We start from the raw sequence: 24,716 nt of genomic DNA, 5'->3' as shown, positions 1-24,716 counted from the left end.
AGCGCTCCGCCCGGACCTGGTGATCTGCAGTTCGACAGGAGGTGTCGGGTGGCCGGGTAGTGCACCTGAGCGTGAACGCGTGTTTGCGTACAGCGTCTCGCCGGTGCTCTACCTGTCGAACTTGCACATCACACTAGGTCAGCGGAATCAAGGCCGCCGCCGGGAGCGTCGGCTTGGGGGATCCACCGCTGGGCTCGAGGGTGAGGCCGAACGTCGTCATCCCGGCGGTCGAACCGTCGATGACCCGGGTGAGGTCGCCGGCGGCGAGGCCGACCGAGTGGGCGGTCTGTCCGCGGTCGATCATCCACAGCTGCCAGGTCCGGTTCGTGGGTAGCTCGGGCAGATCCCGCAGTACGACGACCGACTTGTCGGCCTTCGCGGACACGACGACCGTGGCCTGCCCGCCGCCCTGGACCGCCCCGTGAACGGTCCGCGCGTCGGGCTGTGAGAGAACGGCGGCGACCTGCTGGTTGGCCTGCTCCGCGGCGGTCCGGTCCCGGTACTGGTCGATCGCGATACCGCCACTGACAGCAACCACAGCTGCCGCGGCGGCCAGCGCCAGTACCGATCGACGGTTGAAACGCCGACGTACGGGGGGCTGACCGTGGACGACCGGGGGGAGTTGGCGGACGTTCTCGATCGCGGACATGACGTTCGCCTTGAGCGCGGGAGGCGGCGGGGTGGAGACCTGAGTAGCCAGCTTTACCGCGGCGGCGCGCAGTTCGGCGACCTCGGTGGTGCAGAAAGTGCATTCGGCGAGGTGGGCCTCGAAGCGGTCCCGTTCGTCGTCCGGCAGCGCGTCCAGCACGTACGGGCCGGTGAGAGTGTGTACGTCGGGTTCCGTCATGGCCGCTGCCCCTTCGACGTTCCGAGGCAGTCGCGGAGGCGGATCAGGCCGTCGCGCATTCTCGCTTTGATGGTCGGAAGCTTGGCCCCGAGTTGCTGGGCGACCTCGGGGTACGTGTAGCCGTTGTAGTACGCGAGCTCGATGGATTCGCGTTGCAGCTCGGTCAGCGAGCCGAGGCATCGCCGTACCTGCTCTGCTTCGAGCCGGGTGGTGACGGTGTCGGCCACCTGGTCGAATGCGACGTCGGCGGACCGCGCGCCGACCTGCTCGGTGCGATCGGCGGCGGCCTGTTCGGAGCGGACCCGGTCGACCGCGCGGCGGTGCGCGATCGTGAGGATCCAGGAGTGCGCGGAGCCGCGGTCGGCGTCGTACCGGGTCGCGGTGCGCCAGACGTCGAGCATGACCTCCTGAGTCACCTCTTCGGACTGGGCGGGGTTGCGGAGGATCCGGCGTACCAGACCGAACACCCACGGCGCGACCCGGTCGTAGAGCGCGCTGAACGCGGCCGTGTCACCGGTCGCGGTCAGCATCAGGAGGTCGCCGTCCGCGACCGCACCGGATCGCGAGTGCGATCCGGCGGGCCAAGGCAGCGCGGTGGGTTCGTTCACGGTCAGCTTGCCGGGGGCATCAGAACGGAGTCGATGAGGTACACCGTAGCGTTCGCGGTCTTCACGCCGCCGCAGATCACGTTGGCACCGTTGACCTTCAGGCTGTCGGCCGAGCCGCTCACCGTGACGTCCTGTTTCTCGACGGTCGGGTGCTTGCCGACGACCGCCATCGGGTCGAGCTGGCCGGGTACGACGTGGTACGTGAGGATCTTGGTGAGCAGCGCGTCGTTCGTCTTGAGCGTGTTCACGGTCGCCGCGGGGATCTTCGCGAACGCGGTGTCGACCGGCGCGAAGACGGTGAACTCGCCGCCGTTCAGCGTGGAGACCAGGTCGACCTTCGGGTTCAGCTTGCCGGAGACCGCCGCGACCAGGGTCTTCAGCAGCGGGTTGCCCGACGCGGCGGTGGCCAGCGGTGCGGCCGCCATACCGTCGATCGAGCCGGCGCCCGACGGGTTGGCCTTCGCGTAGTCGGCGCAGCCCGGTCCGACCAGTCCGCCGGCCGCGTCGCTCGTCGACGGCGTGGTGCTGGTGGCCGGTGCGCTCGTGCTGGTCGTCGTACCGCTGGAGGCGCTGCCGTTGTCGTCGCCACCCCCACAAGCGGATGCGGTCATTGCGAGGGCCAGCGCGCTGAGAGCGATTCCGGCGCGGGTGAGGTGCTTGGACATGACGTGATCCCTTTCCTGGGGGAGGCTGCTGATGGAAGTACTTCGGAGCGGGTCGCGGGCCGGATGGGTCACTCGACCATCACGACCGTGTTGTGCAGGCCGCTCGAACCGTTCGGCCGCGGCGGTGCCTGCCGATCGGTCTGCAGCTCGCCGGTCGCGTCGGTCGCGCGGACGGTGAGTTTGTGGGTGCCGGGCGTGGCGTTCCAGCGGAAGGTCCACTGCCGCCAGGTGTCTGGGTCGTCGACGGGTGCCAGCCAGGCCGGTTGCCACGGGCCGTTGTCGACCTGGACCTCGACCTTGCTGATGCCGCGGCGCTGCGCCCAGGCGACCCCGGCCGCGACCGCGGGTCCGGCCTTGACGGTCGCGAAGCCCTTCGGAACGTCGATCCGCGAGGACGTCTTGATCGGCGCCTCGACGGACCAGCCGCGGTCGGTCCAGTACGCGCTGAAGTCCCGGAACCTGGTGACCTCGAAGTCGACGATCCACTTGGTCGCGGATACGTACCCGTACAGGCCGGGTACGACCATCCGCACCGGGAAGCCGTGCTCGAACGGCAACGGTTCACCGTTCATCGCGAGCGCGAGGATCGCGTCCCGTCCGTCGGTGAGCGCGGCGAGCGGGGTGCCGATGGTGAGCCCGTCGACACTGGTCGACTTCACCGCGTCGGCCCCTTGCTGTACGCCGACCTCGCGCAGCAGATCCGCGATCGGTACGCCGATCCAGCGGGCGTTGCCGGCGTACGGACCACCGACCTCGTTGGACACGCAGGTCAGGGTGATGTCGCGCTCGATCAGGCGCCGTTCGAGTAACTGATCGAAGGAGAGCCGGAGCTCTTTGTCGACAAGTCCGTGGATCCGCAACTCCCAGTCCCGCGGGTCGATCCGCGGTACCTGAAGCAGCGTGTCCACGCGGTAGAACTTGGCGTTCGGCGTCGTGAACGGGCTGATCCCGGGTACGTCGAGACTCGCCTGCAACGGCCCCGCGGCATCGGTCGGCCGAGGCACCCCAACCCGCGCCCGCAACTCCTGCCCGGACCCACCGGCAAACCGAGCAGCACCACCAGCCCCAACCCCCGCGACAGCCACCGCCGAAACCGTGAGCAAGAACCTCCGCCGATCAAACCCCTCCGGCTGCTCGGCATCTCCCCGCTCTTGAGTCCGACTCCGCGTGACCAGAGCCATCGCCAGTAAGGCGACCACCAAGGTGACCGTTGCCGGCAGCAACCGATCGACCGTGCTTCCCGCGGCCGACCGGCTCACGATCGCGAACACCAACCCCACGAGGCCGAGCCCACCCGCGATCGCGACCGCCGTCCGCCGATGCCCGCGCGCGCCGATCCATCCCGCGACGGCGGCAACGATTGCCAACGTCACGCAGATGCCGACGCGGAGCAGCGGACGATCGGCGGTACCGAGGGTCCGGACGGCCCAGTCCTTCACCGGACCGGGGGACCAGTCGATGACCTGTACGCCGACCGCGTCGACCGGCCACGGTCCGCCGGTCAGATCCGCGACGAGATACCCGGCCGCGAGCGCCGTACCGGCTGCGACCACACCACCCAATGCCCCGAGTGTCTTGTGCATGCCAGGAGTTCGGCGCCGGCAAGGCTCCGGATGGTTCGAGATCTGTGCACGTGCGTACTGTGCAGAAGGACAGGTAGTGCACCGGCGAGACGCCGTACGCGCGGATCCCGCCACGCTCAGGTGCACTAGGGGCGGCCCTGGTACCTCCTGTCCTTATGCACACCGCTACCGACGGACTAGGCCATCTGGCGTAAGGCTGCCTCAGTCAGTTCGTGTTGAAGGGGGCGGCCCGTCGCGTGGCGTTCGATTTCGCTGACGGTGATCTCGCCCATGCCGAAGTAGCACTCGACCGTGGCGGCGGCCTGGTGTGGTGTCAGGAGGACGTTGGGGAGGGCGCGGAACGGGTCGTCGGGCGGGAGCGGCTCCTCGTCGAAGACGTCCAGGGCGGCGTCGATCCGGCCGCTGCGGAGCTCGTCGAGCAACGCGGCGGTGTCGACGAGCCATGAGCGGGCCGTGTTGACGAGGGACGCATCGTCGGGCATCAGTGCGAGTTCGCGGGCGCCGATTAGGTGGTGGGTCTCGGGGAGCGTCGGCGCATGCAAGGCGACGACCCGGCTGGTGCGGAGCAGGTCGTCGAGCGAGGTACGACGTACGCCGAGCTCCGCCGCGCGCTCGTCCGTGAGGTACGGGTCGTAGACGACGACCTCGGCGGCCCGAAGCGCGACGAGCATCCGGATGTATTCGACGCCGGTCCGCGACGCACCCACGACACCGATCCGCGACGCCGTCAGCCCGTGCTGCGGAGGTACGTCGTCCCGCCAAGCCCCACCGCGCATCGCGTGATCGAACCGCTGAATGCGATGCAGCAGGCTCAACGTGAAGGCGAGCGACACCTCGGCCACCGGCTCCGCCATCGCCTGCCCCGCCTGCGTGATCCGCAGCCCGCGCCGAAACACCTCGTCGGTGACGAAATGCTTCACCGACGACGCACTGTGCGCGATCAACCGCAACCGGTCCGCGTGATCCAGCACCGCCGCGGTCAGCGGTGTCGCACCCCACGACGTGATCAGTACGTCGGTCCCGGGCAACGCCGCCGTCAACGCCTGAGCATCGCCCGGATCATCCAGTACGACGAGATCCCCGAGCGCCTTCAGCCGCGCCGTACTCTCCGGCGCGAACACCATCTCCCGGTACGCCGGCGTCGCCGCCAGCACCACCCGCAGCTTTTCGGCCATGACCGAATTATACGGATCGAGCGCGAGATGCCCGGGCGACCAAGAGGTGCAGTCCGACAGTGATCGTGAGGACGACGGCCGAAACGCCGAGCAGCCCGTTCGCCGAGGAGCCCGCGGTCAGTGCGATACCGCCCAGACCACTGCCGAGGGCGGAGCCGAGCGAGATCGAGCTGCCGTTCAGCGCCATCACGATCGCCGCCGAGTCCGGCGCCATCGACGCCAGTCGCGCCTGCTGCGGAACAGCCCCGCCGCCGTTGCCGACGCCGGCCGAGAAGAACCAGACCAGCCCCCAGACGGCCGCCACCACGGCCGGGGCGAACATCAGCGCGATCATGCCGAGGATTGCGTTCAGCAGCAGCCCGACCAGCACAACGGTCAGCACCTTGAGCGCGGTGAACTTGTCGACCAGGCGTCCCGTCACCGCATTGCCGGCCATGCTCGAGACGCCGTACCCGAACATGATCAGGATCATCGCCCACTGGGCGTGGAAGTGCGGTCCAAGGATCAGCGTCGCGTACGTGAAGCAGGCGTAGCTGCTGCACAGGATGCCCGTGGTGACGAGCAGGCCCGCGACCAGCCGTGGCTGGCCGAGTGGGCGGAGGCGTTCGACGAGGGTGCCGCCGGGCAGATGCAACTGCGGAAGCCGGAGCAGGATGCCGATCAGTGCGATGGTGCCGACGACCGCGACCAGGATCATCGGGAACCGCCACGAAGACTGCCCGAGCAGCAGACCGACCGGTACGCCGAGCGCGGTCGCGGTCATCCAGCCGCCGAGCACGAACGACAAGGCCTTGCCGTGGTGCTCGGACGGGGTCAGCGCGATGACATACCCGGTGACGGCGGCGTTCAGCAGACTGCCGCCGAGCGCCGCGATCACGCGGCCGCTCATCGCGACCGGGTAGTTGGTCGCGATCGCGACAACCACGTTGCCGAGCACGAACACACCCAGTGACAGGACGATCGTCGTACGGCGTTCCCACCGTGACGTCAGCGTGCCGAGCACGGGACCGGCCAGCGCGGCGGTCAACGCGAACACGGACATCAGCTGACCCGCGGCCGCCGGGGTGACCTTCAGGTCGCCGGCGATCTGCGGCAGCAGGCCGGCCAGCACGTAGCCGTCGATGCCCATCGAGAACGTCGCGACCGCAAGCCAGATGAACGGGCGGTACGAGAAGCTCCGGCCCTCCGCCGCGTCGGCGGGTCGCGTTTCCGTCACACAGCTATCTCACCGCGAGCAGAGGCCTCACGGCAAGGGCAAAATGATCACTTGTGCCAGAAGTGACGATTTCAGGTGCAACTCCGATCACATTTACGGAGACTGAATTCCATAGTCGTGGATCTTCCGGTAGATGGTCGCGCGAGACATGCCGAGCGACTTGGCGGCGCGGCCCTTGTGCCCGCCGTTGGCGATCAGGCTGTGGACGATGGCGTCGCGCTCGAGTGCCTCCAGCTGGCTGAGGCTGCGACGGCTGACGGCCCGGGTACGGGCGGGCAGGTCCGCCGGCGTGATGACACCGGCCCGGCGACGCCGTACGACGACCTGCTTGAGGACCTGGCACAACTCGGCCGTGTTGCCGGGCCACGACGAGCGCAGCAGTTGCTGCATGGTGTCCGGTGCGCACGTGAGGTCACCGTGGCTCAGCTGGTTGAGGAAGTGTGGAACCAAGTCGCGCACGTCCTCGATGTGGTGCCGCAAGGGCGGCACCTCCACGGACAGCGGGAACAGCGTCAGTAACTCGCCGAGGTCCGGGGTGTCGCCGTTCTCGCAGGTGAGTGTGAGCGCGATCCAGGGCGGCGCGGACGGCCGGCGCTCGAGCACGCCGTACAGCGCCTCGATGAGGCTGTCGAGGCCGTCCGCGTCGAGGCACTCAGCGTGCCGGATCACCAGGGCCTGCACAGAGTCGTCGGCCAGTTCCGCGTCGAGCTCGGCGGCGAAACCGTCACCCGCCCGGGCAGCGTCGACGACGTGGAAGGGGCCGGCCGGGTTGTTCTGATGGTGCGCGGCACGGGCCAGCGCGACCTTGCCGACGCCACGTTCGCCGCTGAGCACGACCCACTGGCCTGCCCGGCAGGCGTTGTCGACCTCGCGGCTGCTGCCGAGCCATGGCGCGCTCCGGCCGACCAGTCCGGGCAGCACCGGACGCGGCGGCGGCCGATGACCGGACGCCTGCGAGCGCAGGTCCACACCGGCGGAATGCGGGCTGATCTGGAGGATTCCGGCCCCGGTGCGCCCACCGATCGGGCGGCCGGTGATCCGGACCCAGGCCCCGGTCGGCAACTCGGCCAGGATCGTCTCGGTGCCCCCGTGACTGAGGATCTCCGTCGCGTGCCCGAGGACCGCACGCTGGTCGCCGGCGTCGAGCGACTGCCGCGCCTTGGCGTTCATCAGCAGCAGGTCGTCGTCGATCGCGATGACCATGTCACCCAGCCGGCGGGACGTCTGCATGTACGCCTCCAGCAAGGACAGCTCCCGCATCGAGCTGTCGCGGAGCAGCGCCGCGCGGATGCTCTCGGCCGTGCTCTTGGCGAGCGCCATCAGCAGCGACCCGGCGTCCTTGCGCCAGCAGGTGAGGTCGATGGCGCCGATCGTCTTCCCGTTCAACGGGTGCTTGATCGGTACGCCGGCGCACGCGAGGTCCTCCAGATCCTCGGCGTAGTGCTCGTGGCCGAAGACATGCATCGGTCCGCCGACGTCCAGCGCGGTCCCGATCCCGTTGGTACCGGCGAACTCCTCGGCATAGCTGAAGCCCGGGGCCAGGTAGACCTTGTCGAGGTGCCGCGCCAGTTCGGTGTCCGCGGTCAGGCGTTGCAGCACCAGGCCGGAGCGGTCGGTGAGGATGACGCTGATCGGCTGACCGTCGAGGTTCTCGTGGAGTTTGCGCAGTACCGGCCCCGCGCTGCGGGTGAGCGGGAGGTCCTGGTCCGGGTCCGCGACGTACGGCAAGGTGATCCGGTCGGCGGGCAGGTTCCAGTGCCGCGACCGCACCCACGAGGCGAGGATCGGCGGCCGGACGTCCTGCGGCGCGACCGGATCCAAAGTGAGAAAGTTCAGCCGGGCCGTCGCGGCCCGCCGGTTGTCCATGATCGAGGGTGCGAGCTCGTCCACCGGGGCCTCCTGACGCCAGGTGGAAGCAGCGCAGATCCACGGCCCCACCCGGTCCTCTTCGAGCCTAATGCACGCAGCCGCAACTGCTGTCTCAGATTGAGACAACCGGCCCTGCGCGCAGGGTCTGCGTGGAGAACCTGGAGACCATGGAGAACGAGGAGTCGTACAACCCGTGGACCGTGGTCCACCTGGTCTTCGAGCACCTCGCGGACGCCGGCCTGCATCCGGTCCTCGGCGCGACCGGGCACCCCGGCGAGCCGGCCGCCGAACTGTTGCGCTGCCTCGGTATCCGCCCGGATCCGCAGGGTGACCAACGCATCGCGCAACAGACCCAGGAGACGCTGGCGGAGCTTCGGGAACGAATGCTCGGAGCGCCCTGACGCCCTTCTCAATTTGAGACCTTCAGCACCCGCCCTCCCGCGTGTACTGCAGAGGACAGCCGGTCACATGAGCGGGAGGAGTGCCATGAGTCGCCAGAGTGTGGCGAAGGCCCACCAGAAGATCCAGGAGTTGTCCTGGGAACCGGCGTACCACGAGCCGGTCTCCCAGTACGGCACCGACTACACGTTCCGCAAGGCGCAGAAGAAGGACCCGCTGAAGCAGGTCCTGCGGTCGTACTTCCCGATGCAGGAAGAGAAGGACCACCGGGTGTACGGCGCCTCCGACGGCGCGATCCGCGGCAACATGTTCCGCCAGGTGCAGGAGCGCTGGCTGGAGTGGCAGAAGCTGTTCCTGAGCATCATCCCGCTGCCGGAGATCTCCGCCGCGCGGGCGATGCCGCTGCTGTTCCGGACCGTCCCGAACCCCGAGCTGCACAACGGGCAGGCCATCCAGATGATCGACGAGGTCAGGCACTCGACGATCCAGCAGAACCTCAAACGCCTCTACATGAACAACTACATCGACCCGGCGGGCTTCAACTCGAGCCTGCGGAACTTCCAGAGCGACTACTGCGGCACGATCGGCCGGCAGTTCGCCGAGGGGTTCATCACCGGTGACGCGATCACGGCGGCCAGCATCTACCTGACCATCGTGGCGGAGACCGCTTTCACCAACACGCTGTTCGTCGCGATGCCGGCCGAGGCCGCGGCCAACGGCGACTACCTGCTGCCGACGGTCTTCCACTCCGTGCAGTCGGACGAGTCCCGGCACATCAGCAACGGCTACGCCACCTTGCTGATGGCGCTCGCCGACGAGGACAACCACCAACTGCTGGCCCGCGACCTGCGCTACGCCTGGTGGAACAACCACCGCGTCGTCGACGCCGCGATCGGCACCTTCATCGAGTACGGCACCAAGGACCGCCGTAAGGACCGTGAGTCGTACGCCGAGATGTGGCGTCGCTGGATCTACGACGACTACTACCGCAGCTACCTGGTACCGCTGGAGAAGTACGGCCTCGAGATCCCGCACGACCTGATCGAGGAGTCCTGGAACCAGATCTGGAACAAGGGCTACGTGCACGAGGTCGCGCAGTTCTTCGCCACCGGCTGGCTGGCCAACTACTGGCGGATCGACCCGATGACGGACAAGGACTTCGAGTGGTTCGAGTACAAGTACCCGGGCTGGTACGACAAGTACGGCGCCTGGTGGGAGAACTACAACCGGCTGTCGCGGCCGAACGGGCACAAGCCGATCGTGTTCGAGGACGTCGACTACGAGTACCCGCACCGCTGCTGGACGTGCATGGTGCCGTGCCTGGTCCGTGAGGACATGGTGATGGCGAAGGTCGACGGTCAGTGGCGGACGTACTGCCACGAGATGTGCAAGTGGACCGACGAGACCGCGTTCCGGCCGACGTACCAGGGCCGGCAGACGCCGAACATGGGCAAGCTGATCGGTCACCGCGAGTGGGAGACGCTGTACCACGGCTGGAACTGGGCCGACGTGGTGTCGGACATGGGCTTCGTCCGCGACGACGGCAAGACGATGGTCGCGCAGCCGCACCTGGACCTGAACCCGGACAAGATGTGGACGCTCGACCACCTGCGCAAGTGCCCGCCGCTCGCGAGCCCGAACGTGCTGCTCAACCAGATGACCGATGACGAGCGCACCGCGTTCGCCGCCCGCTATGTGAAGGGTGGTCCCGCCGGCCGTCCCGCCCCAGCTGAAGCGTAATGAAGCACGTCGTGAGGTTCGAGCCCGTCGGCATCGAGATCGAGGTCGACGAGGAACAGACGATCCTGCGTGCCGCGGCCGAGCAGGGCGTGATGCTCATGCACGGCTGCAAGGAGGGACAGTGCGCTTCCTGCAAGTCGTTCGTCCTCGACGGTGAGGACATCGACCTGGACCGCTACTCCACCTTCGCGCTGCCGGAGTACGAGCTGGACGAGGGCTACACCCTGCTCTGCCGGGCGCACGCGTTCGAGGACCTCACGATCGAGCTGCTCAACTATGACGAGGAGATGATCCGCTCCGGGCTGCCGATCCAGGAGCGCACCGCCGAGGTCGTGGCCATCACTCCGGTGACCCACGACCTGCGGCACCTGGTGCTGAAGCTCTCCGGCCCCGGCGAACTGAAGTTCTTTCCCGGGCAGTACGTCGACCTCCAGGTGCCGGGCTGGGATGCCAGCCGCTCGTTCTCGATGGCCAACACCTCGAGCAGGGAGAGCGGGCAGTTGGAGTTCGTCATCAAGGTCTACCCAGGCGGCCTGTTCTCGGAGTTTCTCGACACCGAACTGCAGGTCGGCCACCAACTGGAGCTGAGCGGGCCCTTCGGGGTGTTCACCCTCCGGGACAACCCGGGCGCCCGGCTGGTCTTCGTCGGTGGTGGCGCCGGACTGGCGCCGATCCTGTCGTTGCTGCGGTCGATGGCCGACCGCAGCATCGACCGGCCGGCGGTCTTCTACTACGGCGCCCGTACCCGGGCCGACCTGTGTTTCGAAGACGAGCTCCATGAGCTGGAGGAACGGTTACCGCAGTTCCGGTTCGTACCAGCCCTGTCGGAAGACGAGTGGGACGGCGAGAGCGGACTGATCACCGATGTGGTCCGTCGGCTCGAGCCGGATCTCACCGGCGCAGATGCCTACGTGTGCGGTCCGCCGCCGATGGTCGAGGCGGCCCTCCCGCTGCTCGAACGTCTCGGTGTCGCGACGAAGCACATCTACTACGACAAGTTCACCACGACCGGCGACGCCGGTGACTCGAAGGTGCTGGAGGCAGGAAACCTATGACCACCACACAGGACTCACCTAAGTTCGAACGCAGTGTTCCCAAGCCGGTCTTCACCGACGCCGAGGCCGGCGCCCGCGAGTTCCCGGACTCGACACTCCGCCACTACAACTACTACAAGCCGCAAAAGCGCAAGCAGAGCCACTACGAGGACGTCACGGTCGACGTCCAGCCGGATCCACGGCACTACCTCACCCAGGGCTGGCTGTACGGGTTCGCCGACGGGCGCGGCGGCTATCCGCTGGACTGGACCGCGCTGAAGGCCTGGGGCTCCGACAAACCGTCACCGCAGCGCGGGCCGGGCACCGGCGGGATGATCGTCAAGGACTGGCCGGCCACCGGCTGGCACGAATTCCGGGACCCGAACGAGGAGTGGGAGCTCACCCTCTACCGCTACAACTCGAACGTCGTCCGCCAGGTCACCCAGAACGTCGAGGCGGCCAAGCAGTCGAAGGCCTTCGAGCAGTGGAACCCGAACTGGGTCCGCTTCGTCGAGCAGCACATCGGCGCCTGGATGCACGTCGACCACGGTCTCGGTCTGTACCTGTACGCGAACGCGAACCGGCGGGCGCCGACGAACATGCACAACAACGCGATCTCGGTGAACAGCATGCACCGGATCCGCGCCGCGCAGGACCTCGCGCTCTACAACCTCACGCTGTCCGAGGAGATCGAGGGATTCGACGGCAGTGCGCACCTGCAGACCTGGAACAACGACCCGGCCTGGCAAGGCGTCCGTGACGTCGCCGAGCAATTGACGGCGATCGACGACTGGTGCGAGGCGATCTTCGCCGCGAACGTCGTCTTCGAACCGCTCGTCGGCGAGCTGTTCCGCAGCCAGCTGGTCCAGCAGGCGTCTCCGCGCAACGGAGACTTCGTCACCCCGACGGTGGTCGGCGCGGCGGAGTACGACTTCGCCGAACGCGACCTGCGCTACACCACGGCGATGTTCGAGCTGCTCACCAACGACAAGGAGTTCGCGGACCACAACAAGGCGATCCTGGCGGACTGGCTGGGCTCCTGGACGGCGAAGGCCCTGTCCGCGGCCCGGACGCTGCAGCCGCTGTGGTCGCAGCCGGACGCCAAACCACCACGGTTCGAGGACGGTCTCGACCGCGTCAAGAACCGGTTCAGCGGCATCCTCGGCTCGCTGGGCCTCGAGGCACCGAAGGAGTTGGCACAGTGACCACGCTCAGGGCAGTCGTCGAGAGCCCGTTCAAGTCGGACAGCACCGCGTCCAACAAGTGCGGTGTCACCCTGATGAACAACCAGGTCGGCGCGATCGTGGCCGAGGTGATGACCGGGCTGGACAACGTCACCGTGACGCACCTGCCGTCGATGATCCGGGTCGACGCGATCGGCCGGATGGACTTCGTGTACGACGACATCTCCGAGGCGCTCGGCGAGGAGCCGGGGTTCTTCGACCAGGCGGAGTTCGAGGAGAACATGTCCACCCACTACGGGCGGATGGTGCACCTGGACGACCGCACCATCATGTTCGCCAACCCCGAGGACGCCGCCGAGTACATCGGCTTCGACCTGACCGCATCCAGCTGACAAGGGGGTCTTTTCGTGTACGAGAAGAACGGTGAGAAGTACTTCGTGGTCGACAGCCACATGCACTTCTGGAACGCAGGCCCCGACAACTGGGTGCCGGGCGCGGAGCAGTACGCCAAGGGCTGGATCGAGTGTTTCCACGCCTACCAGAGCCTCGCGCCGAAGGAGACCCACTGGCCGATCGAGAAGTTCATGAGCTACACCGAGGACGATCTGATGAAGGACGTCTTCGAGGACGGCTACGTGGACGTGGCGATCTTCCAGCCGACGTACCTGAAGGAGTGGTACACGGAAGGGTTCAACACCACCGAGAAGAACGCTGCGCTGGGTGAGAAGCACCCGGGCATGTTCGTCCACAACACCCGGTTCGACCCGCGGGACGGGGACGCCGGGCTGGAGGAGCTGAAGCGCAACGTCGACCGGTACGGCTCCCGGGGTGTGAAGCTGTACACCGCGGAGTGGAACGCCGGCTCGCGCGGCTACAAGCTCACCGATCCCGCGGCGTACACCTACCTGGCGAAGGCGCAGGAGCTCGGGATCAAGAACATCCACGTCCACAAGGGCCCCACGATCTGGCCGCTGGACAAGGACGCGTTCGACGTCGCCGACGTGGACCACGCCGCGACCGACTTCCCGGAGCTCAACTTCATCGTCGAGCACGTCGGGCTGCCGCGGATCGAGGACTTCTGCTTCATGGCGACCCAGGAGCCCAACGTGTACGCCGGTCTGTCGGTCGTCATCGGCGGCCTGATGCACGCCCGGCCGCGGTTCTTCGCGAAGGTGATGGGCGAGCTGCTGTTCTGGGTCGGCGAGGACAAGATGACGTTCGGCAGCGACTACGGCATCTGGGAACCGAAGTGGCAGATCGAGGGCTTCGTGGACTGGGAGTTTCCCGACGACCCGGAGTTCGCGGACTACCCGCGGCTCGGGATCGACGGAAAGAAGAAGATCCTCGGGCTGAACGCCGCCACGTTGTACGACCTCAAGGTGCCGGACGAGCTGCAACTGAAGGAGGAGGCCCCGGCCGCACAGGACGACTCCAAGCTGGTTTCGTCGTAATGACGGCGGTTGCTACTGAGCGGGACCGGGTTCTGGACGCACTGGGTGCGGTCCGGGACCCGGAGCTGGACGAGCCGATCACGACGCTGGGTTTCGTGTCCACCTGCGTCGTGTCGGCCGCCGGTGACGTGGTCGTCCGGCTGCGGCTACCGACCTACTTCTGTGCGCCGAACTTCGCCTTCCTGATGGTCGCCGACGCGTACGACGTAGTCGCCGCGCTGCCCGCCGTACGCTCGGTCGACGTCGCTCTGGAGGATCATTTCGCGGCCGCGCAGATCAACGCCGGCGTGGCGTTGCGGGCCGGGTTCGTCGCGTCGTTCGACGGTGAGGCGACGGCCGAGCTGGACGAGTTGCGCCGTACCTTCGTCGCCAAGGCGGTGCTGGCCGGGACCGATCAGGTCTGCCGGCCACTGGTTGCGTCAGGCATCGATCCGGCCGGCGTCGCCCGGCTGACGATCGCCGACGTACCGCCGTCACCCGAGCTCGACCGGCTGCTCCGGCGCCGGACCGAGCTCGGGCTGCCGGCGGGTCCGGACGCGCCGCTGCTCGTCGACGTCGGCACGGGGGCGGCGATCGCCGGTGCCGCGGCGGCACGGCACCTCGGGCTGGCCCGGTTGACCCGGACCGGCATCGAGGCCAACACCGGGATCTGCAGGGGAATGCTGAAGCACCGGTACGCCGAGTCCGGTGCGGGCGAGGAGGAACAGGGATGAAGGCCGTTCGACTGCACGGGTACCACCAGCAACCAGTGGTCGACGACGTACCGGAACCGGTCGTCGAAGGCCCACTGGATGTCGTCGTCAAGATCGGCGGCGCCGGAGTGTGCCGTACCGACCTGCACATCATCGAGGGCCAGTGGGACGCGGCGATGCACCCGTCGTTGCCCTACACGATCGGCCACGAGAACGCCGGCTGGGTTCACCAGATCGGCTCGGCTGTCACCAACGTGCAGGTCGGCGACACCGTCATCCTGCACCCGACCCCGACCTGCGGGCTCTGTCGCGCCTGTCGTGCTGGGGACGACATGCACTGCGAGAACAGCACATTCCCGGGGCTCGACAGCGACGGCGGGATGGCGGAGTACCTGCTGACGTCCGCCCGCGCCTGCGTGAAGCTGGACCCGAGCACCCGGCCGCAGGACGTCGCGGCGCTGGCGGATGCCGGCATCACGGCATACCACGCGGTCCGCAAGGCGCTTCCGCTGCTTCCGCCGGGCACGACGGCTGTGGTGATCGGCGCGGGCGGTCTCGGGCATATCGGCGTGCAGTGCCTCGCGGCGCTGACGGCGGCCCGGATCATCGTCGTCGATCGCAACCCGGACGCGTTGAAGCTGGCCGAGCAGCTCGGCGCCGATCAGACGGTCGTTGCTGACGGCAAACAGGTGGACACGGTGCTGGAGCTCACCGAAGGCGCCGGCGCGCACGTCGTGCTGGACTTCGTCGCCGAGCAAGGGGCGGAGCAGGACGGCTTCGCGATGACCGGCCGCGGCGGATCGTACTTCGTGATCGGGTACGGCGGCCAGGTGCAGATCCCGACCCTGGACATCATCTCCACCGAACGCAACATCGTCGGCAATATCGTCGGCACCTTCAACGAGCTGGCCGAACTGATGGCGCTCGCCCAGGCCGGAAAGGTCACTCTGCACACCCGGACGTACCCCCTCGAAGCGGCCGCCGATGCGGTCGCCGATCTTGATGCCGGCCGCGTCCGCGGCCGCGCGATCCTCGTTCCGTAACGACCATTCCGCCACTCCCACTCCTTCTTTTCTTTCCCTTTCCATTTGCGTAGTTCATGACCGGAGGGGTCTTCATGTCCAAGGAACTCAGATTCGGAGAAGAGGCGCGCGACCTGCTGCTGTCGGGCGTCGACCAGCTCGCGGACGCCGTGAAATCGACGCTCGGGCCGAAGGGCCGCAACGTGATCCTGGAGAAGATCACCGGGTCGCCGGTGGTCACCAACGACGGCGTGACGATCGCCCGCGAGATCTTCCTCAAGAACCAGTTCGAGAACATGGGCGCGCAACTGGTGAAGGAAGCCGCGATCAAGACCAACGACATCGTCGGCGACGGCACCACCACCGCGACCGTGATCGCGCAGGCGATCATCCGCGAGGGCATGGCCGCGATCGGCACCGGTGGGAATCCCGTTCTGGTGAAGCGGGGGATCGACCTGGCCGTCGGCAAGCTGGTGGAGCGGTTGCGTGAGGTCGCCCATCCGGTCGCCACCGAGCTGGACTTCGCCCGGGTCGCGGCGATCTCGGCCAATGACGACGACCTGGTCGGCGCCGCGATCGCGAAGGCGCTGTTCACGATCGGCGACGGCGGGATCGTCACGGTCGAGGAGTCCGCCGTCCACGGCATGGGGGTCGACTTCGTCGAGGGATTCGAGTTCGACAACGGCTACCTGTCGCCGTACATGGTGACGGACCCGGGCAGCCTGCAGGCCAATCTCGACGACCCGTACATCCTGTTGTGCAGCGAGAAGATCACCAAGGTGCAGGAGATCATGCCGCTGCTGGACAAGATCATGCGCGAGCCGCGGCCGTTGGTGATCATCGCCGAGAGCCTCGAAGGTACGGCGCTCAGCATGCTGGTGCACAACCACGTCAACGGCCTGTTCCAGTGCGTGGCCGTGAAGGCGCCGGGGTTCGGTGACCGGCGATTGCACAAGCTGGAGGACATCGCGGCGATCACCGGCGGCGCGGTCTACAGCCGGCACTCGGGCTTCAGCCTCGAGACGATGACCGTCGCCCAGCTGGGCCGCGCGGATCAGGTCCGGGTGAATGCGGACCGTACGGCGATCGTCGCGTCTCCCGGGCGCGAGCAGGAGGTCGCGTTCCGGATCGCGCAGTTGCGTGCCGAGCTGGAGCGCGCGACCTTCGGCGTCGACGAGGACGTGCTCACCGAACGAATCGGTTCGCTGTCCGGCAAGGTCGCGGTGATCAGGGTCGGCGCACCGACCCCGGCAGAGCTGAAGGAGCTCCAGCACCGGGTCGAGGACGCGTTGTCGGCCACCCGCGCCGCGATGGCCGAGGGCATCGTCGCGGGCGGTGGGATGGCGCTGCTCCATGCCGCACCGGCGCTCGACGCGTTGGAGGTGAAGGGCGACTACGCGACCGGTGTCGAGATCGTCCGGCGGGCGTTGCGTGAGCCGGCGTACCTGATCGCGACGAACGCCGGCTACAACGGTGCGGAGGTGCTCGAGCGAACCGGTCAGATGGGTGTCGACGACGGGTTCGACGCGCTCGAAGGCCGCTACGGCAACATGCTCGAGATGGGCATCATCGACCCGCTCCGGGTCGCCCGGTCGGCGCTGCAGAACGGCGCCTCGGTCGCCGGCCTGCTGCTCACCACCAACACGCTGATCGCCGAGGAACAAACCCCCTGGGGCGGCAGCGCGGCCCTGATGACCGAGTACGGCGCCCTGGACGAGGGACTGCACCAGCCGTCCCCGGACTCCAGCACACCACAATCCCTGGGCCTCGGCCCGTCCGTCGGCTAACCGCCGACGAGCTAGCTTGCGTTCGATTCGGTGTTGATGAGTACGACGGAAGGTGGTGGTTCGAGGGAGCTGTCGACTTGCAGGGCAGCCAAGGCGGCGGCGCCGCAAGGACCGGCGGGGATGTTGTGAGTGTGGAGCAGGGCCTGGGCGGCGCGGGTCTCGTCATCCGTGACGGCGATGGCGGCGTCCAGGCCGCGGTGGATCGTGGGCCAGGCGGTGGATGAGACGGTGCCGCAGTTGAGGCCGGCCATGATCGTGGGGGCCGAGGTGTCGACCGTGACAGGCCGACCGGCCGCGAGTGAGTTCGTAACGCAGGCTGCGGTGACCGGTTCGACGGCGAGGACCGACGTACGGCGGTCCGGCGCCTTGTAGTGCTCGATCGCGGACTGCAGTAGCGACCCCACACCGGTCGGGACCACGACGAGTCCGATCGCGGCGGGATGCTGTACGTCGATCTCCGCGAACAGGGTCGAATACCCGGCGACGATCCACCGCGGCACCTCTTCGTACCCGGGCCAGGCGGTGTCCTGGATCAGCACGTCACCATCGCGCACACTTGCCGCGGCGGCCTGTACTGCGTCGTCGTACGGGAGCCCGGTGTCGACCACGGACGCCCCCTCGTCACGGATCGCCTGCACCGGGTCCTCCGGCAGACCGGCCGGGACGTAGACGCGCGACCGGAGCCCGAGCGCCCGCGCGAGGTATGCCAGCGCCCGGCCGTGGTTACCGTCTGTCGCGGTCACCAGCGTGAGTCGGCGGCCCTCGACCAGCGAAGCCAGTTCGGCGAACGTCCGCGCCGGCCCAAGCGAACGATTGACCGCCCACGACGCGCCGAGCACCTTGAACGCCGGCAGCCCGAACCGGTTCGACTCGTCCTTCACCCACACGCTCCCGGCCCCGAGCAGATCCGCGAGCGCGGGCACCTCGATCAGCGGCGTCGCGGCGTACCCGGGCATGCTCCGATGGAACTCGACTGCGGACTCCCGCACCCCTGGCGCGATCCAGGACCCGGCGCCGGGATTCGTCGCCCACGGGCGCTGCACAGGCTTCGTCATCCTTCGAGTCTCCGTCCGCAGCGCCGGGATTCACTGGTACCGAACTGCATCAATTCATCGCAGAGCGTGCCACAATGCAACAGAGCCTGTGGCCCTGGACCTGTGTCGTTTGCTCGCACATGACGGCGCGGACCTGGGGAGGACTGCAATGGGTGATGGGGAAGTGGTCAGGGAGTTTCGGAGCCGGTTGACCGATCTGCTCGGAGAGCCGTTGATGGTCGAGGATCCACTGGTCACCACCGCGCAGGCCGCGCTCCTGCTGGAAGTGCCGCCACAGCGCGTGGCCGGGCTGATCCGGGCGGGGCATCTGCCGGCGCGATCTCGTTCGCACCGCCGTCTGCTGCTGTCCGACGTCGTACGGTCGGGCCTCGACCAGTGGATGTCGGTCGCGGAAGCCGGTGCCGTACTGGGCCTCGGTCAGACCGGCGTACGGCGGCTGATCACGGCCGGACTGCTGACGGCGCACGGCAAGGAACTGCCGCTGCGACGCGACGACGTGGACGTCCTCGCACGCCTGCGCGAGGGGTGGTTGACCGTGTCGTCCGCCGCGACCGCGCTCGGAGCGGACGTCGACGAGGTCCAGCGGATGCTTCGCACCGGTGCGCTCACGCACACCTGTGACGTGGCTCGGCCGGTGTACCGGCACGAAGTCGCCGCCGTGCTGGCCAGGCGCCTGCCCCCGGCGCTGGAGGCCTGACCCTGGAATCAGACTCAGTCGCCGTTGATCAGGTGTAGGGCGAGGTCTGGGCTGAACGTGCCGGCCGGGATGCCGGCGCCGATCCCGCAGTCGCCGTCGGAGTCGCCGGGCACCTTGATCCACAGCAGCATCTCCGCCCCGCCGCCGGTCTGCGCCGTGACGCCGAGCTTGCGGCCGGGCGGGTTGCACCAGTCGTTACCCGTACCGTTGCCGTTCCGGCTGGTGTCGACGACGAACGGCTTCGGCGCGGACAAGTGGCTGTTGACCGCATTGCCGTAGCTCACGGTCTGCGCGGTGGTGTAGTAGTTCGAGACGTTGAGCGCGAAGCCATGGGCGTTCGCCAGACCGGCGCCGTTCAGCCGCTGCGCCATCACGTCGGCGGCGACCCAGCCGGCGTTGCCGCCGTCGAGGTACGCCCACGCGTTCGGCGCCAGATCCTTGAACTGCTGTACGGCGTAGGTCAGCATCCCGTTGCGCTCGGCGATCTGGTCCGCGTTCATGCAGTTGAAGTCACCGAGCGAGTCGGGCTCGATCACGACCACCGCCGGGCGGTTGCCGATGGCAACGGCGAAGTCGTGGATCCAGGCCCGGTACGCGGCGGGGGTGCCGGCGCCGCCGCCGGAGTGGCCGCCGCAGGCGTCGCGGCCGGGGATGTTGTACGCGACCAGCACGGGCAGCTTGTCCGCGGCGTCGGCGGCTCCGACGAAGTTGCCGACCGCGGCGCCGATCGGGTTGCTCCAGTTGCCGAACCAGCGCGCCATCGGCTTCGTCGCGATCGAGTTCTGGATCGCGGTCCGGCGGCTGTCGTTGGGATTGTTCTGCACCCAGACGGCCGGGTTCGAGTTCGGGTCGACGTAGAAGCCGCTGGTCAGTTGGACCGGGTTGCCGGTGGTGGCGGCGCCGGCGCCCTGGTGTGCGGGGAGGGCGACGCCGAGCGTCAGGCCGGCCGCGACCAGGCCTCTGAGGATCCATCGCATGTGCTGCTCCTGTCTCGAGTTGGGGGCGGACACTCCGGGAGCGCTTCCAGTTACTGCGCACCGATCGTGTCGGATCAGTCACCCGGTCGTCAACCATCTGTGCTCCAGCTGTTCGAAACTGAACAGCGCCTCAGCTCCTGAAACCGAGAGCGCTCCCAGTGGCACCCCTCCTGTGGTTGGTAATTTGAGGATCAGATAATATGAGATTCAAATGATCCAGACAGGGAGCGCAAGATGAGGATCGTGGTGACCGGGGCTACCGGTCTGGTGGGGCGGCCGCTGGTGCAGTTGCTGGGGGACCGTGGGGTCGAGGTTCGTGCAGTCGCGCGGTCGTCGGAAGTCGCCGTGGACCTTGCTCAGCCGGAGACGCTCGCGCCTGCGCTGGAGGGCGCGGACGCGCTGTTCGTGCATCCGCGCGCAGTGGGTGACAGTGCAGGCAAGGTGCTCGCGCTGGCGAGTGAGCTGGGGGTACGGCGGGTGGTCGTGCTGTCGGCGATCAACGTCGACGACGACCTGGCGCACCAGCCGTCGCGGTTGAACGGCGACCGCAACAAGGAGGTCGAGGAGGCGGTTGTCGCCGGTGGACTGCCGTGGGTCGCGGTACGCCCGAGTTCGTTCGCAGCCAACGTGATCGGCATGTTCGGCGCGCAGCTCCGCGGCGGTGACGTCGTGCGGGCGCCGTACGGCGACTTCGCGGAAGCGCCGATCCACGAGGCCGACCTGGCCGCGGTGATTGCCGAAGCGCTGCTCAACGAGGAGTTCGACGGGCGCAGGCTCCGGGTGACCGGCCCGCAGTCGCTGACCCACGAACAGCAGGTCGCGGTGATCGGTGAGGTGCTTGGCCGGCCGCTGACGTTCCGGGAGGTTCCGCCGGAGTTGGCTGCCAAGGGCATGGTCGCGCACGGTTTGCGCGAGGAGTTCGTGACCGCGCTCATGGCCCGGTACGAGCGCGGCGCCGGGCAACCCGCGGAGGTCACCGACGAGGTGGAACGCGTCCTCGGCCGCCCGGCGCGAACCCTCGCGGACTGGGTCGCGGACCACGCTGCCGCGTTCCACGCCTGACGGGGCTCAGTTCGCGGCGAGCTTTTCGGTGGAGGTGTGGCCGGCCTCGGCGCAGCGGTTCAGGAAGCCGGCGATCAGGTCGAGCTCGTCCTCGGTGTAGCCGGCGCAGATCTTGTCGACCGCGCCGTTCATCCCGCGGTACGCCTGGTAGACCGCCGCCGTCCGCTCCTTGACGACGCTGACGGTCACCCGGCGGCGGTCGGCCTGGTCGCGGTCACGGACGATCCAGCCGCCGCGCTCGAGCCGATCGAGGATCCCGGTCATCGTGGCCGGGTGGATGCCGGCCCGCCGGGCCAGGGCGCTCGGTGTGAGCGCCCCGTCCCTGGCGAGCACGTCCAGGCAGTCCAGCTCGGCGTCCTTGAGGGACAGCTGCGAGCCGACCTGATGATTCAGCAGGGCGAGCTGGACCCGCAGGTCCCGCAGCGCGGTCCTGATCACGGCAGTGCGCGACGGAGCCTTCGGCATACTTCCGCTCTCGTATCATCCGGGATTCAGATCATCTCGAACGGCAGCCTAACTCACCGGACGCGCGCGGCCGAGCGGTGCGGGCGTGAGCACCGGGTGCGCGCGCAGGTACGCGATGAACCCCTCGTGGTCGCGGTCGTTGCGGACCGGATCGGTGAACCCGGCGAACACCGTCGTACCGTCGCCGCCGATCAAGGTGTAGGCGAGCGCGGCTACGCGGTAGTCCCGGGTCAGGTCGAGCGGCTTCCCGTTGATCTGCACGGTCGCGGGATCGACGCGCTGACCGATCGGCTTCGTCGTGTCGTAGGTGTAGCTGACGTTCTGCGACACCGCGAACGGGGCGAACTTCTCGGTCCCTCCTGCCTGCGGCACCCACTGCGCCTCGAAGGCGGCGTGCAGCTGGGTACCTGGCAGCGTGACCGTCAGGATCGGGTTGCCGTACCCGAACGCGCCCCACGCCTCGCCGAACAGCACCGTGCCGTCCACGTCCGACGGGTTGGTGCCCTTGGCAAACAACAGATCACCGGTCACGGCGTTCGACCCGGAGACCGGCTTGACCGAGATCAGGGCCAGGTCGGCGCGCCCGTCGCGGTGCTGGTTCGCGTCCCAGTAGGCGAAGTCCGCGGCCAGGTTGCCCATCGTGCTCTCGCCGGACGCGTTCGGCGTACGGGTGAAGTCGGCGGTGACCCGGGCGAGCGGCGTGGCGTAACGCTTCTTGCCCTGCGCGGTCCAGTAGTCGGCGATGTACTGAAGCTCTTCGTCGAGCGGCACGTCGCGGCTGTTGGCGTGGTTGGTCGACCGGGTGAGCTCACGGATGACCTCGCCGGTGCGCGGGTCCAGCTTGAGGTTGATCTCGTTGATCAGCGACCCGTGGTTACCGGCCTCGACAACCGGCCGCGGTACGCCGTTCGGATCCGGAACCATCATGTTGAACCGGCAGTGCCAGTGCCCGGTCACGATCGCGGCGATGTCCGGCGAGGCGTTCGCGGCCAGCTGGAACACCGGCCCCGACGGGTTCGTCCCCGCGTTGTAGTCGTTCCCGGCGACGCCGCCGTCGTGGATGTTGATGACGATCGCGTTGACGCCGCGCTTCTTGAGCTGCGCGGCCAGCTTGTTCGCCTGCTCCAGGTCGGACAGCGACCGCAGCCCGGGCTGGTACGACGTGGATCCCACCTCGGAACCCACCAAGGTCAGGTGGATGAACGCGATCGGCAGCTTCCGGCCGCCGCCGGCGTCGACCCATTCGATGTTGTACGGCGGCACGATCGTCCGGCCGGTGTCCGCGTGCACGATGTTCGCCGTGTAGAAGCGGAAGTTCGCGCCCTGGAAGCGCTGCCCGGTCGAGTCGACGAAGTTGTCGTCCCGTCCGCTGACCGGGTAGGGCTTGCCCTTCTCCATGTGGTCGACAAGGAAGTCCACCGAGTGGTCGAGCTCGTGGTTGCCGACGGTGCTGAACTGCAGGCCCAGCGCGTTGAGCGCCTCGATGGTCGGCTCGTTGGCGTGCGCGTCGACCTCGAACGGCCAGCCGTTGAAGTTGTCGCCGGACGAGAAGAAGATCGAGTTCCGCTGACCCTCGCGCAGCCGCTTCAGGTGCGTGGCCAGGTACCCGGCGCCGCCGACGGTCACCTGGACGCCGCCCGCGCCGGTGATCACGCTGCCCTGACTGGGTGTCGTCGGCTGCAGGTATCCGTGGAAGTCGGTGATGTTCAGCAGCTGTACGTCGACGTACTCCGAGGCCCCATATGCGGCATTGTCGAGCGCGTGCGATGTGGCGTACGCGACGTCGCCGACCGCGGTCGCGGTGGCGATCGCGCCGGTGGTGGTGAGGAACGTCCGGCGGCGGATCCGACTGTTCACGGCAACCTGCTTCCTGGCGGAGGGGTGCGCGTTAGTGCGCATTATTGCCTCTTTCCGACATTATTAGCTGCCGGACAGGACATGCGTCAACGGCCCAGTGAACAATCGGCCAACCTGAAGTCAGAGACTCCGGGCCGACAGCTGAGGGAGCGGACCGCGGCTGGGGCTCAGCAGGCGGGTGTCGATCGCGTCCTGTGCGAGGCTGGCCGCGCCGAGGGCGACGCACAGGGCGCCGAGGGACGATGCGTGCAACTCCGGGACGCGCGGGCAGAGGCGGTCGAGCTCGGCCGCCAGCGGTTCGAGCAGTACGTCGGCAGCCTGGGAGAACGCCCCGCCGAGGACGAGCAGCCGCGGGTCGACGATCGCGATCGCCGTCGCGGCGGCCACTGCCATGGCGCGCGCGTACTTCCGTACGGCGGCCCGCGCCGCGCGGTCTCCGTCTCGCGCGGCGGCGAAGGCGCGTTCGGCCTTGTCCACCGTGGGAATCTCCGCCGGTACGACGTCGTGCAGGTACTCGAGCGCGGCCTCCCACGCGACACCCCGCAGCGCGGACATGTCGGCCGCCGCACCGAACGCTCCCCGCCGCAGCTGCCCGTCGAGCACCAACGCCAATCCCGTACGCCGTCCCGCGTGCAGAAACACCATGTCTGCCGAGTGATCCGCGCCCCCGCGACGTTGCTCGGCCAGAGCCGCGAGCTGACTGTCGTTGTCGACGACAACGAGCTGCGCCTTGAAGTATCCGGCCAGATCGGTGCCGCCCCAGTCCGGGATCGCATTGGCCCGTACGACGGTGCCCGCAGCGTCAACCAGCCCGGTCGTACCCGCCCCGACGGCCCACACCCGCGCCACCGGTACGCCGGCCTCCCGCGCGCAATCGGCAATCACCCGGTCAGCTGTCGCCAGTCGCTGCTTGCGTGGTGTCTCGGGTGTCACGGAGCGCCGCGCGTTCGCGAGCATCCGCCCGTCGAGATCGGTGAGCACTCCACGGACCGAGAACGCGCCGATGTCCAGCCCGGCGACGTACCCCGCCTCCGCGGGAAACCGGTAGCTGCGCGCCGGCCGACCGCGCCCGCGGATCGCAGGACTCTCCTCGATCAGCCAGCGCCGCGTCACGAGGCTCGACAGCACCTCTTCGACGGCCGTCCGCCCGAGCCCGCTCTGCTCGACGATCTGCGCGACCCGCAACTCGCCGGCCGCCCGCACCGACGCCAGCACCGCACGCTCGTTGAGCTGCCGCAACCGCGAATGATCGCTACCGTCCACCACCGAGGACCCCATGATCGGGCCAGCCTAAACCGAGTTCAGTGGTAGGCGATGGTTGTGATGAGGGC

At 68.2% G+C, this 24,716-nt stretch carries 23 protein-coding genes; 11 read left to right on the top strand and 12 right to left on the bottom strand.

Annotated elements, in window-relative coordinates; genetic code table 11:
* Nucleotides 1-133: 133 nt before the first annotated feature.
* From EV649_RS07190 to EV649_RS07160, 7 genes are all read right to left on the bottom strand, one after another.
* On the bottom strand, nucleotides 134-847 hold the full coding sequence (locus tag EV649_RS07190; RefSeq protein WP_130381688.1) for an anti-sigma factor: 714 nt from the start codon (nucleotides 845-847) through the stop codon (nucleotides 134-136).
* Nucleotides 844-1,455, bottom strand: a complete 612-nt coding sequence (gene sigK / locus EV649_RS07185; RefSeq protein ID WP_241997811.1) for an ECF RNA polymerase sigma factor SigK — start codon at nucleotides 1,453-1,455, stop codon at nucleotides 844-846. Before sigK ends, EV649_RS07190 begins: the two co-directional genes overlap by 4 nt.
* Nucleotides 1,456-1,457: 2 nt before the next feature.
* Complete coding sequence (locus EV649_RS07180) at nucleotides 1,458-2,120, bottom strand: fasciclin domain-containing protein (protein WP_130381686.1); 663 nt, start codon at nucleotides 2,118-2,120, stop codon at nucleotides 1,458-1,460.
* 68 nt (nucleotides 2,121-2,188) lie between these two features.
* The gene (locus tag EV649_RS07175; protein ID WP_130381684.1) at nucleotides 2,189-3,703 is read right to left on the bottom strand and encodes a molybdopterin-dependent oxidoreductase; all 1,515 of its coding nucleotides are present in this window, start codon (nucleotides 3,701-3,703) and stop codon (nucleotides 2,189-2,191) included.
* 176 nt (nucleotides 3,704-3,879) lie between these two features.
* On the bottom strand, nucleotides 3,880-4,878 hold the full coding sequence (locus EV649_RS07170) for a hydroxyacid dehydrogenase (RefSeq protein WP_130381682.1): 999 nt from the start codon (nucleotides 4,876-4,878) through the stop codon (nucleotides 3,880-3,882).
* Between the two features lie 7 nt (nucleotides 4,879-4,885).
* On the bottom strand, nucleotides 4,886-6,094 hold the full coding sequence (locus EV649_RS07165; RefSeq protein ID WP_130381680.1) for an MFS transporter: 1,209 nt from the start codon (nucleotides 6,092-6,094) through the stop codon (nucleotides 4,886-4,888).
* A gap of 93 nt (nucleotides 6,095-6,187) precedes the next feature.
* The gene (locus tag EV649_RS07160) at nucleotides 6,188-7,984 is read right to left on the bottom strand and encodes a GAF domain-containing protein (RefSeq protein WP_198682346.1); all 1,797 of its coding nucleotides are present in this window, start codon (nucleotides 7,982-7,984) and stop codon (nucleotides 6,188-6,190) included.
* A gap of 146 nt (nucleotides 7,985-8,130) precedes the next feature.
* On the opposite strand from EV649_RS07160, the gene EV649_RS07155 reads away from it, so the two are divergent.
* The 9 genes from EV649_RS07155 (at nucleotide 8,131) to groL (ending at nucleotide 17,272) form a co-directional block, all read left to right on the top strand.
* On the top strand, nucleotides 8,131-8,364 hold the full coding sequence (locus EV649_RS07155; protein ID WP_130381678.1) for a hypothetical protein: 234 nt from the start codon (nucleotides 8,131-8,133) through the stop codon (nucleotides 8,362-8,364).
* Between the two features lie 85 nt (nucleotides 8,365-8,449).
* A complete protein-coding gene (locus EV649_RS07150; RefSeq protein ID WP_130381676.1) occupies nucleotides 8,450-10,102 on the top strand; it encodes a methane monooxygenase in 1,653 nt (550 codons plus the stop codon).
* 11 nt (nucleotides 10,103-10,113) lie between these two features.
* Nucleotides 10,114-11,157, top strand: a complete 1,044-nt coding sequence (locus EV649_RS07145; RefSeq protein ID WP_198682345.1) for a 2Fe-2S iron-sulfur cluster binding domain-containing protein — start codon at nucleotides 10,114-10,116, stop codon at nucleotides 11,155-11,157.
* On the top strand, nucleotides 11,154-12,341 hold the full coding sequence (locus tag EV649_RS07140; protein ID WP_130381672.1) for a toluene hydroxylase: 1,188 nt from the start codon (nucleotides 11,154-11,156) through the stop codon (nucleotides 12,339-12,341). The genes EV649_RS07145 and EV649_RS07140 overlap by 4 nt, the downstream gene beginning before the upstream one ends.
* Complete coding sequence (mimD, locus tag EV649_RS07135) at nucleotides 12,338-12,712, top strand: propane 2-monooxygenase effector subunit MimD (protein WP_130381670.1); 375 nt, start codon at nucleotides 12,338-12,340, stop codon at nucleotides 12,710-12,712. Before EV649_RS07140 ends, mimD begins: the two co-directional genes overlap by 4 nt.
* Nucleotides 12,713-12,727: 15 nt before the next feature.
* Nucleotides 12,728-13,771 carry an amidohydrolase family protein gene (locus EV649_RS07130; RefSeq protein ID WP_130381668.1) on the top strand — a complete coding sequence of 348 codons (1,044 nt, stop codon included), beginning with the start codon at nucleotides 12,728-12,730 and terminating at the stop codon, nucleotides 13,769-13,771.
* Nucleotides 13,771-14,484 (top strand): iron-sulfur cluster assembly protein, encoded by a 714-nt coding sequence (locus EV649_RS07125; RefSeq protein ID WP_130381666.1) that lies wholly within the window; start codon nucleotides 13,771-13,773, stop codon nucleotides 14,482-14,484. Before EV649_RS07130 ends, EV649_RS07125 begins: the two co-directional genes overlap by 1 nt.
* The gene (locus EV649_RS07120) at nucleotides 14,481-15,506 is read left to right on the top strand and encodes an NAD(P)-dependent alcohol dehydrogenase (protein ID WP_130381664.1); all 1,026 of its coding nucleotides are present in this window, start codon (nucleotides 14,481-14,483) and stop codon (nucleotides 15,504-15,506) included. Before EV649_RS07125 ends, EV649_RS07120 begins: the two co-directional genes overlap by 4 nt.
* 74 nt (nucleotides 15,507-15,580) lie before the next feature.
* Entirely contained in the window at nucleotides 15,581-17,272 is a 1,692-nt protein-coding gene (gene groL / locus EV649_RS07115) for a chaperonin GroEL (RefSeq protein WP_130381662.1), read from the top strand.
* An 11-nt stretch (nucleotides 17,273-17,283) separates the two neighbouring features.
* Here groL and EV649_RS07110 read toward each other — a convergent pair whose 3' ends face one another.
* Nucleotides 17,284-18,327: a pyridoxal-phosphate dependent enzyme gene (locus EV649_RS07110; protein WP_130381660.1), complete on the bottom strand. Its 1,044-nt coding sequence runs from the start codon at nucleotides 18,325-18,327 to the stop codon at nucleotides 17,284-17,286.
* A gap of 148 nt (nucleotides 18,328-18,475) precedes the next feature.
* Between EV649_RS07110 and EV649_RS07105 the strand changes: the two genes are divergently transcribed.
* Nucleotides 18,476-19,024 carry a helix-turn-helix domain-containing protein gene (locus EV649_RS07105; RefSeq protein WP_130381658.1) on the top strand — a complete coding sequence of 183 codons (549 nt, stop codon included), beginning with the start codon at nucleotides 18,476-18,478 and terminating at the stop codon, nucleotides 19,022-19,024.
* A 14-nt stretch (nucleotides 19,025-19,038) separates the two neighbouring features.
* Here the strand turns inward: EV649_RS07105 and EV649_RS07100 are convergent, their stop codons facing one another.
* On the bottom strand, nucleotides 19,039-20,001 hold the full coding sequence (locus EV649_RS07100; RefSeq protein WP_130381656.1) for a glycoside hydrolase family 6 protein: 963 nt from the start codon (nucleotides 19,999-20,001) through the stop codon (nucleotides 19,039-19,041).
* Nucleotides 20,002-20,235: 234 nt separating this feature from the next.
* Between EV649_RS07100 and EV649_RS07095 the strand changes: the two genes are divergently transcribed.
* Nucleotides 20,236-21,063, top strand: coding sequence for an NAD(P)H-binding protein (locus EV649_RS07095; protein WP_130381655.1), 828 nt, complete (start codon nucleotides 20,236-20,238; stop codon nucleotides 21,061-21,063).
* 6 nt (nucleotides 21,064-21,069) lie between these two features.
* Here EV649_RS07095 and EV649_RS07090 read toward each other — a convergent pair whose 3' ends face one another.
* From EV649_RS07090 to EV649_RS07080, 3 genes are all read right to left on the bottom strand, one after another.
* The gene (locus EV649_RS07090) at nucleotides 21,070-21,528 is read right to left on the bottom strand and encodes a MarR family transcriptional regulator (RefSeq protein ID WP_130381653.1); all 459 of its coding nucleotides are present in this window, start codon (nucleotides 21,526-21,528) and stop codon (nucleotides 21,070-21,072) included.
* 48 nt (nucleotides 21,529-21,576) lie between these two features.
* Nucleotides 21,577-23,385, bottom strand: a complete 1,809-nt coding sequence (locus tag EV649_RS07085) for a bifunctional metallophosphatase/5'-nucleotidase (protein WP_241997809.1) — start codon at nucleotides 23,383-23,385, stop codon at nucleotides 21,577-21,579.
* A gap of 120 nt (nucleotides 23,386-23,505) precedes the next feature.
* Entirely contained in the window at nucleotides 23,506-24,663 is a 1,158-nt protein-coding gene (locus EV649_RS07080; protein WP_130381649.1) for an ROK family protein, read from the bottom strand.
* Nucleotides 24,664-24,716 lie beyond the last annotated feature (53 nt).

The sequence above is a fragment of the Kribbella sp. VKM Ac-2569 genome (assembly GCF_004216905.1).
Lineage (GTDB): Bacteria > Actinomycetota > Actinomycetes > Propionibacteriales > Kribbellaceae > Kribbella.
The sequence above is the reverse complement of the archived record's forward strand: the minus strand, read 5'-3'. Positions and strand labels throughout refer to the sequence as shown.

Coding starts and splice junctions, on each gene's coding strand:
- EV649_RS07190 (WP_130381688.1), bottom strand. CDS start 847: ATGACGGAACCCGACGTACACACTCTCACCGGCCCGTACGTGCTGGAC.
- EV649_RS07180 (WP_130381686.1), bottom strand. CDS start 2,120: ATGTCCAAGCACCTCACCCGCGCCGGAATCGCTCTCAGCGCGCTGGCC.
- EV649_RS07175 (WP_130381684.1), bottom strand. CDS start 3,703: ATGCACAAGACACTCGGGGCATTGGGTGGTGTGGTCGCAGCCGGTACG.
- EV649_RS07170 (WP_130381682.1), bottom strand. CDS start 4,878: ATGGCCGAAAAGCTGCGGGTGGTGCTGGCGGCGACGCCGGCGTACCGG.
- EV649_RS07155 (WP_130381678.1), top strand. CDS start 8,131: ATGGAGAACGAGGAGTCGTACAACCCGTGGACCGTGGTCCACCTGGTC.
- EV649_RS07150 (WP_130381676.1), top strand. CDS start 8,450: ATGAGTCGCCAGAGTGTGGCGAAGGCCCACCAGAAGATCCAGGAGTTG.
- EV649_RS07140 (WP_130381672.1), top strand. CDS start 11,154: ATGACCACCACACAGGACTCACCTAAGTTCGAACGCAGTGTTCCCAAG.
- EV649_RS07125 (WP_130381666.1), top strand. CDS start 13,771: ATGACGGCGGTTGCTACTGAGCGGGACCGGGTTCTGGACGCACTGGGT.
- EV649_RS07120 (WP_130381664.1), top strand. CDS start 14,481: ATGAAGGCCGTTCGACTGCACGGGTACCACCAGCAACCAGTGGTCGAC.
- groL (WP_130381662.1), top strand. CDS start 15,581: ATGTCCAAGGAACTCAGATTCGGAGAAGAGGCGCGCGACCTGCTGCTG.
- EV649_RS07110 (WP_130381660.1), bottom strand. CDS start 18,327: ATGACGAAGCCTGTGCAGCGCCCGTGGGCGACGAATCCCGGCGCCGGG.
- EV649_RS07105 (WP_130381658.1), top strand. CDS start 18,476: ATGGGTGATGGGGAAGTGGTCAGGGAGTTTCGGAGCCGGTTGACCGAT.
- EV649_RS07100 (WP_130381656.1), bottom strand. CDS start 20,001: ATGCGATGGATCCTCAGAGGCCTGGTCGCGGCCGGCCTGACGCTCGGC.
- EV649_RS07095 (WP_130381655.1), top strand. CDS start 20,236: ATGAGGATCGTGGTGACCGGGGCTACCGGTCTGGTGGGGCGGCCGCTG.
- EV649_RS07090 (WP_130381653.1), bottom strand. CDS start 21,528: ATGCCGAAGGCTCCGTCGCGCACTGCCGTGATCAGGACCGCGCTGCGG.
- EV649_RS07080 (WP_130381649.1), bottom strand. CDS start 24,663: ATGGGGTCCTCGGTGGTGGACGGTAGCGATCATTCGCGGTTGCGGCAG.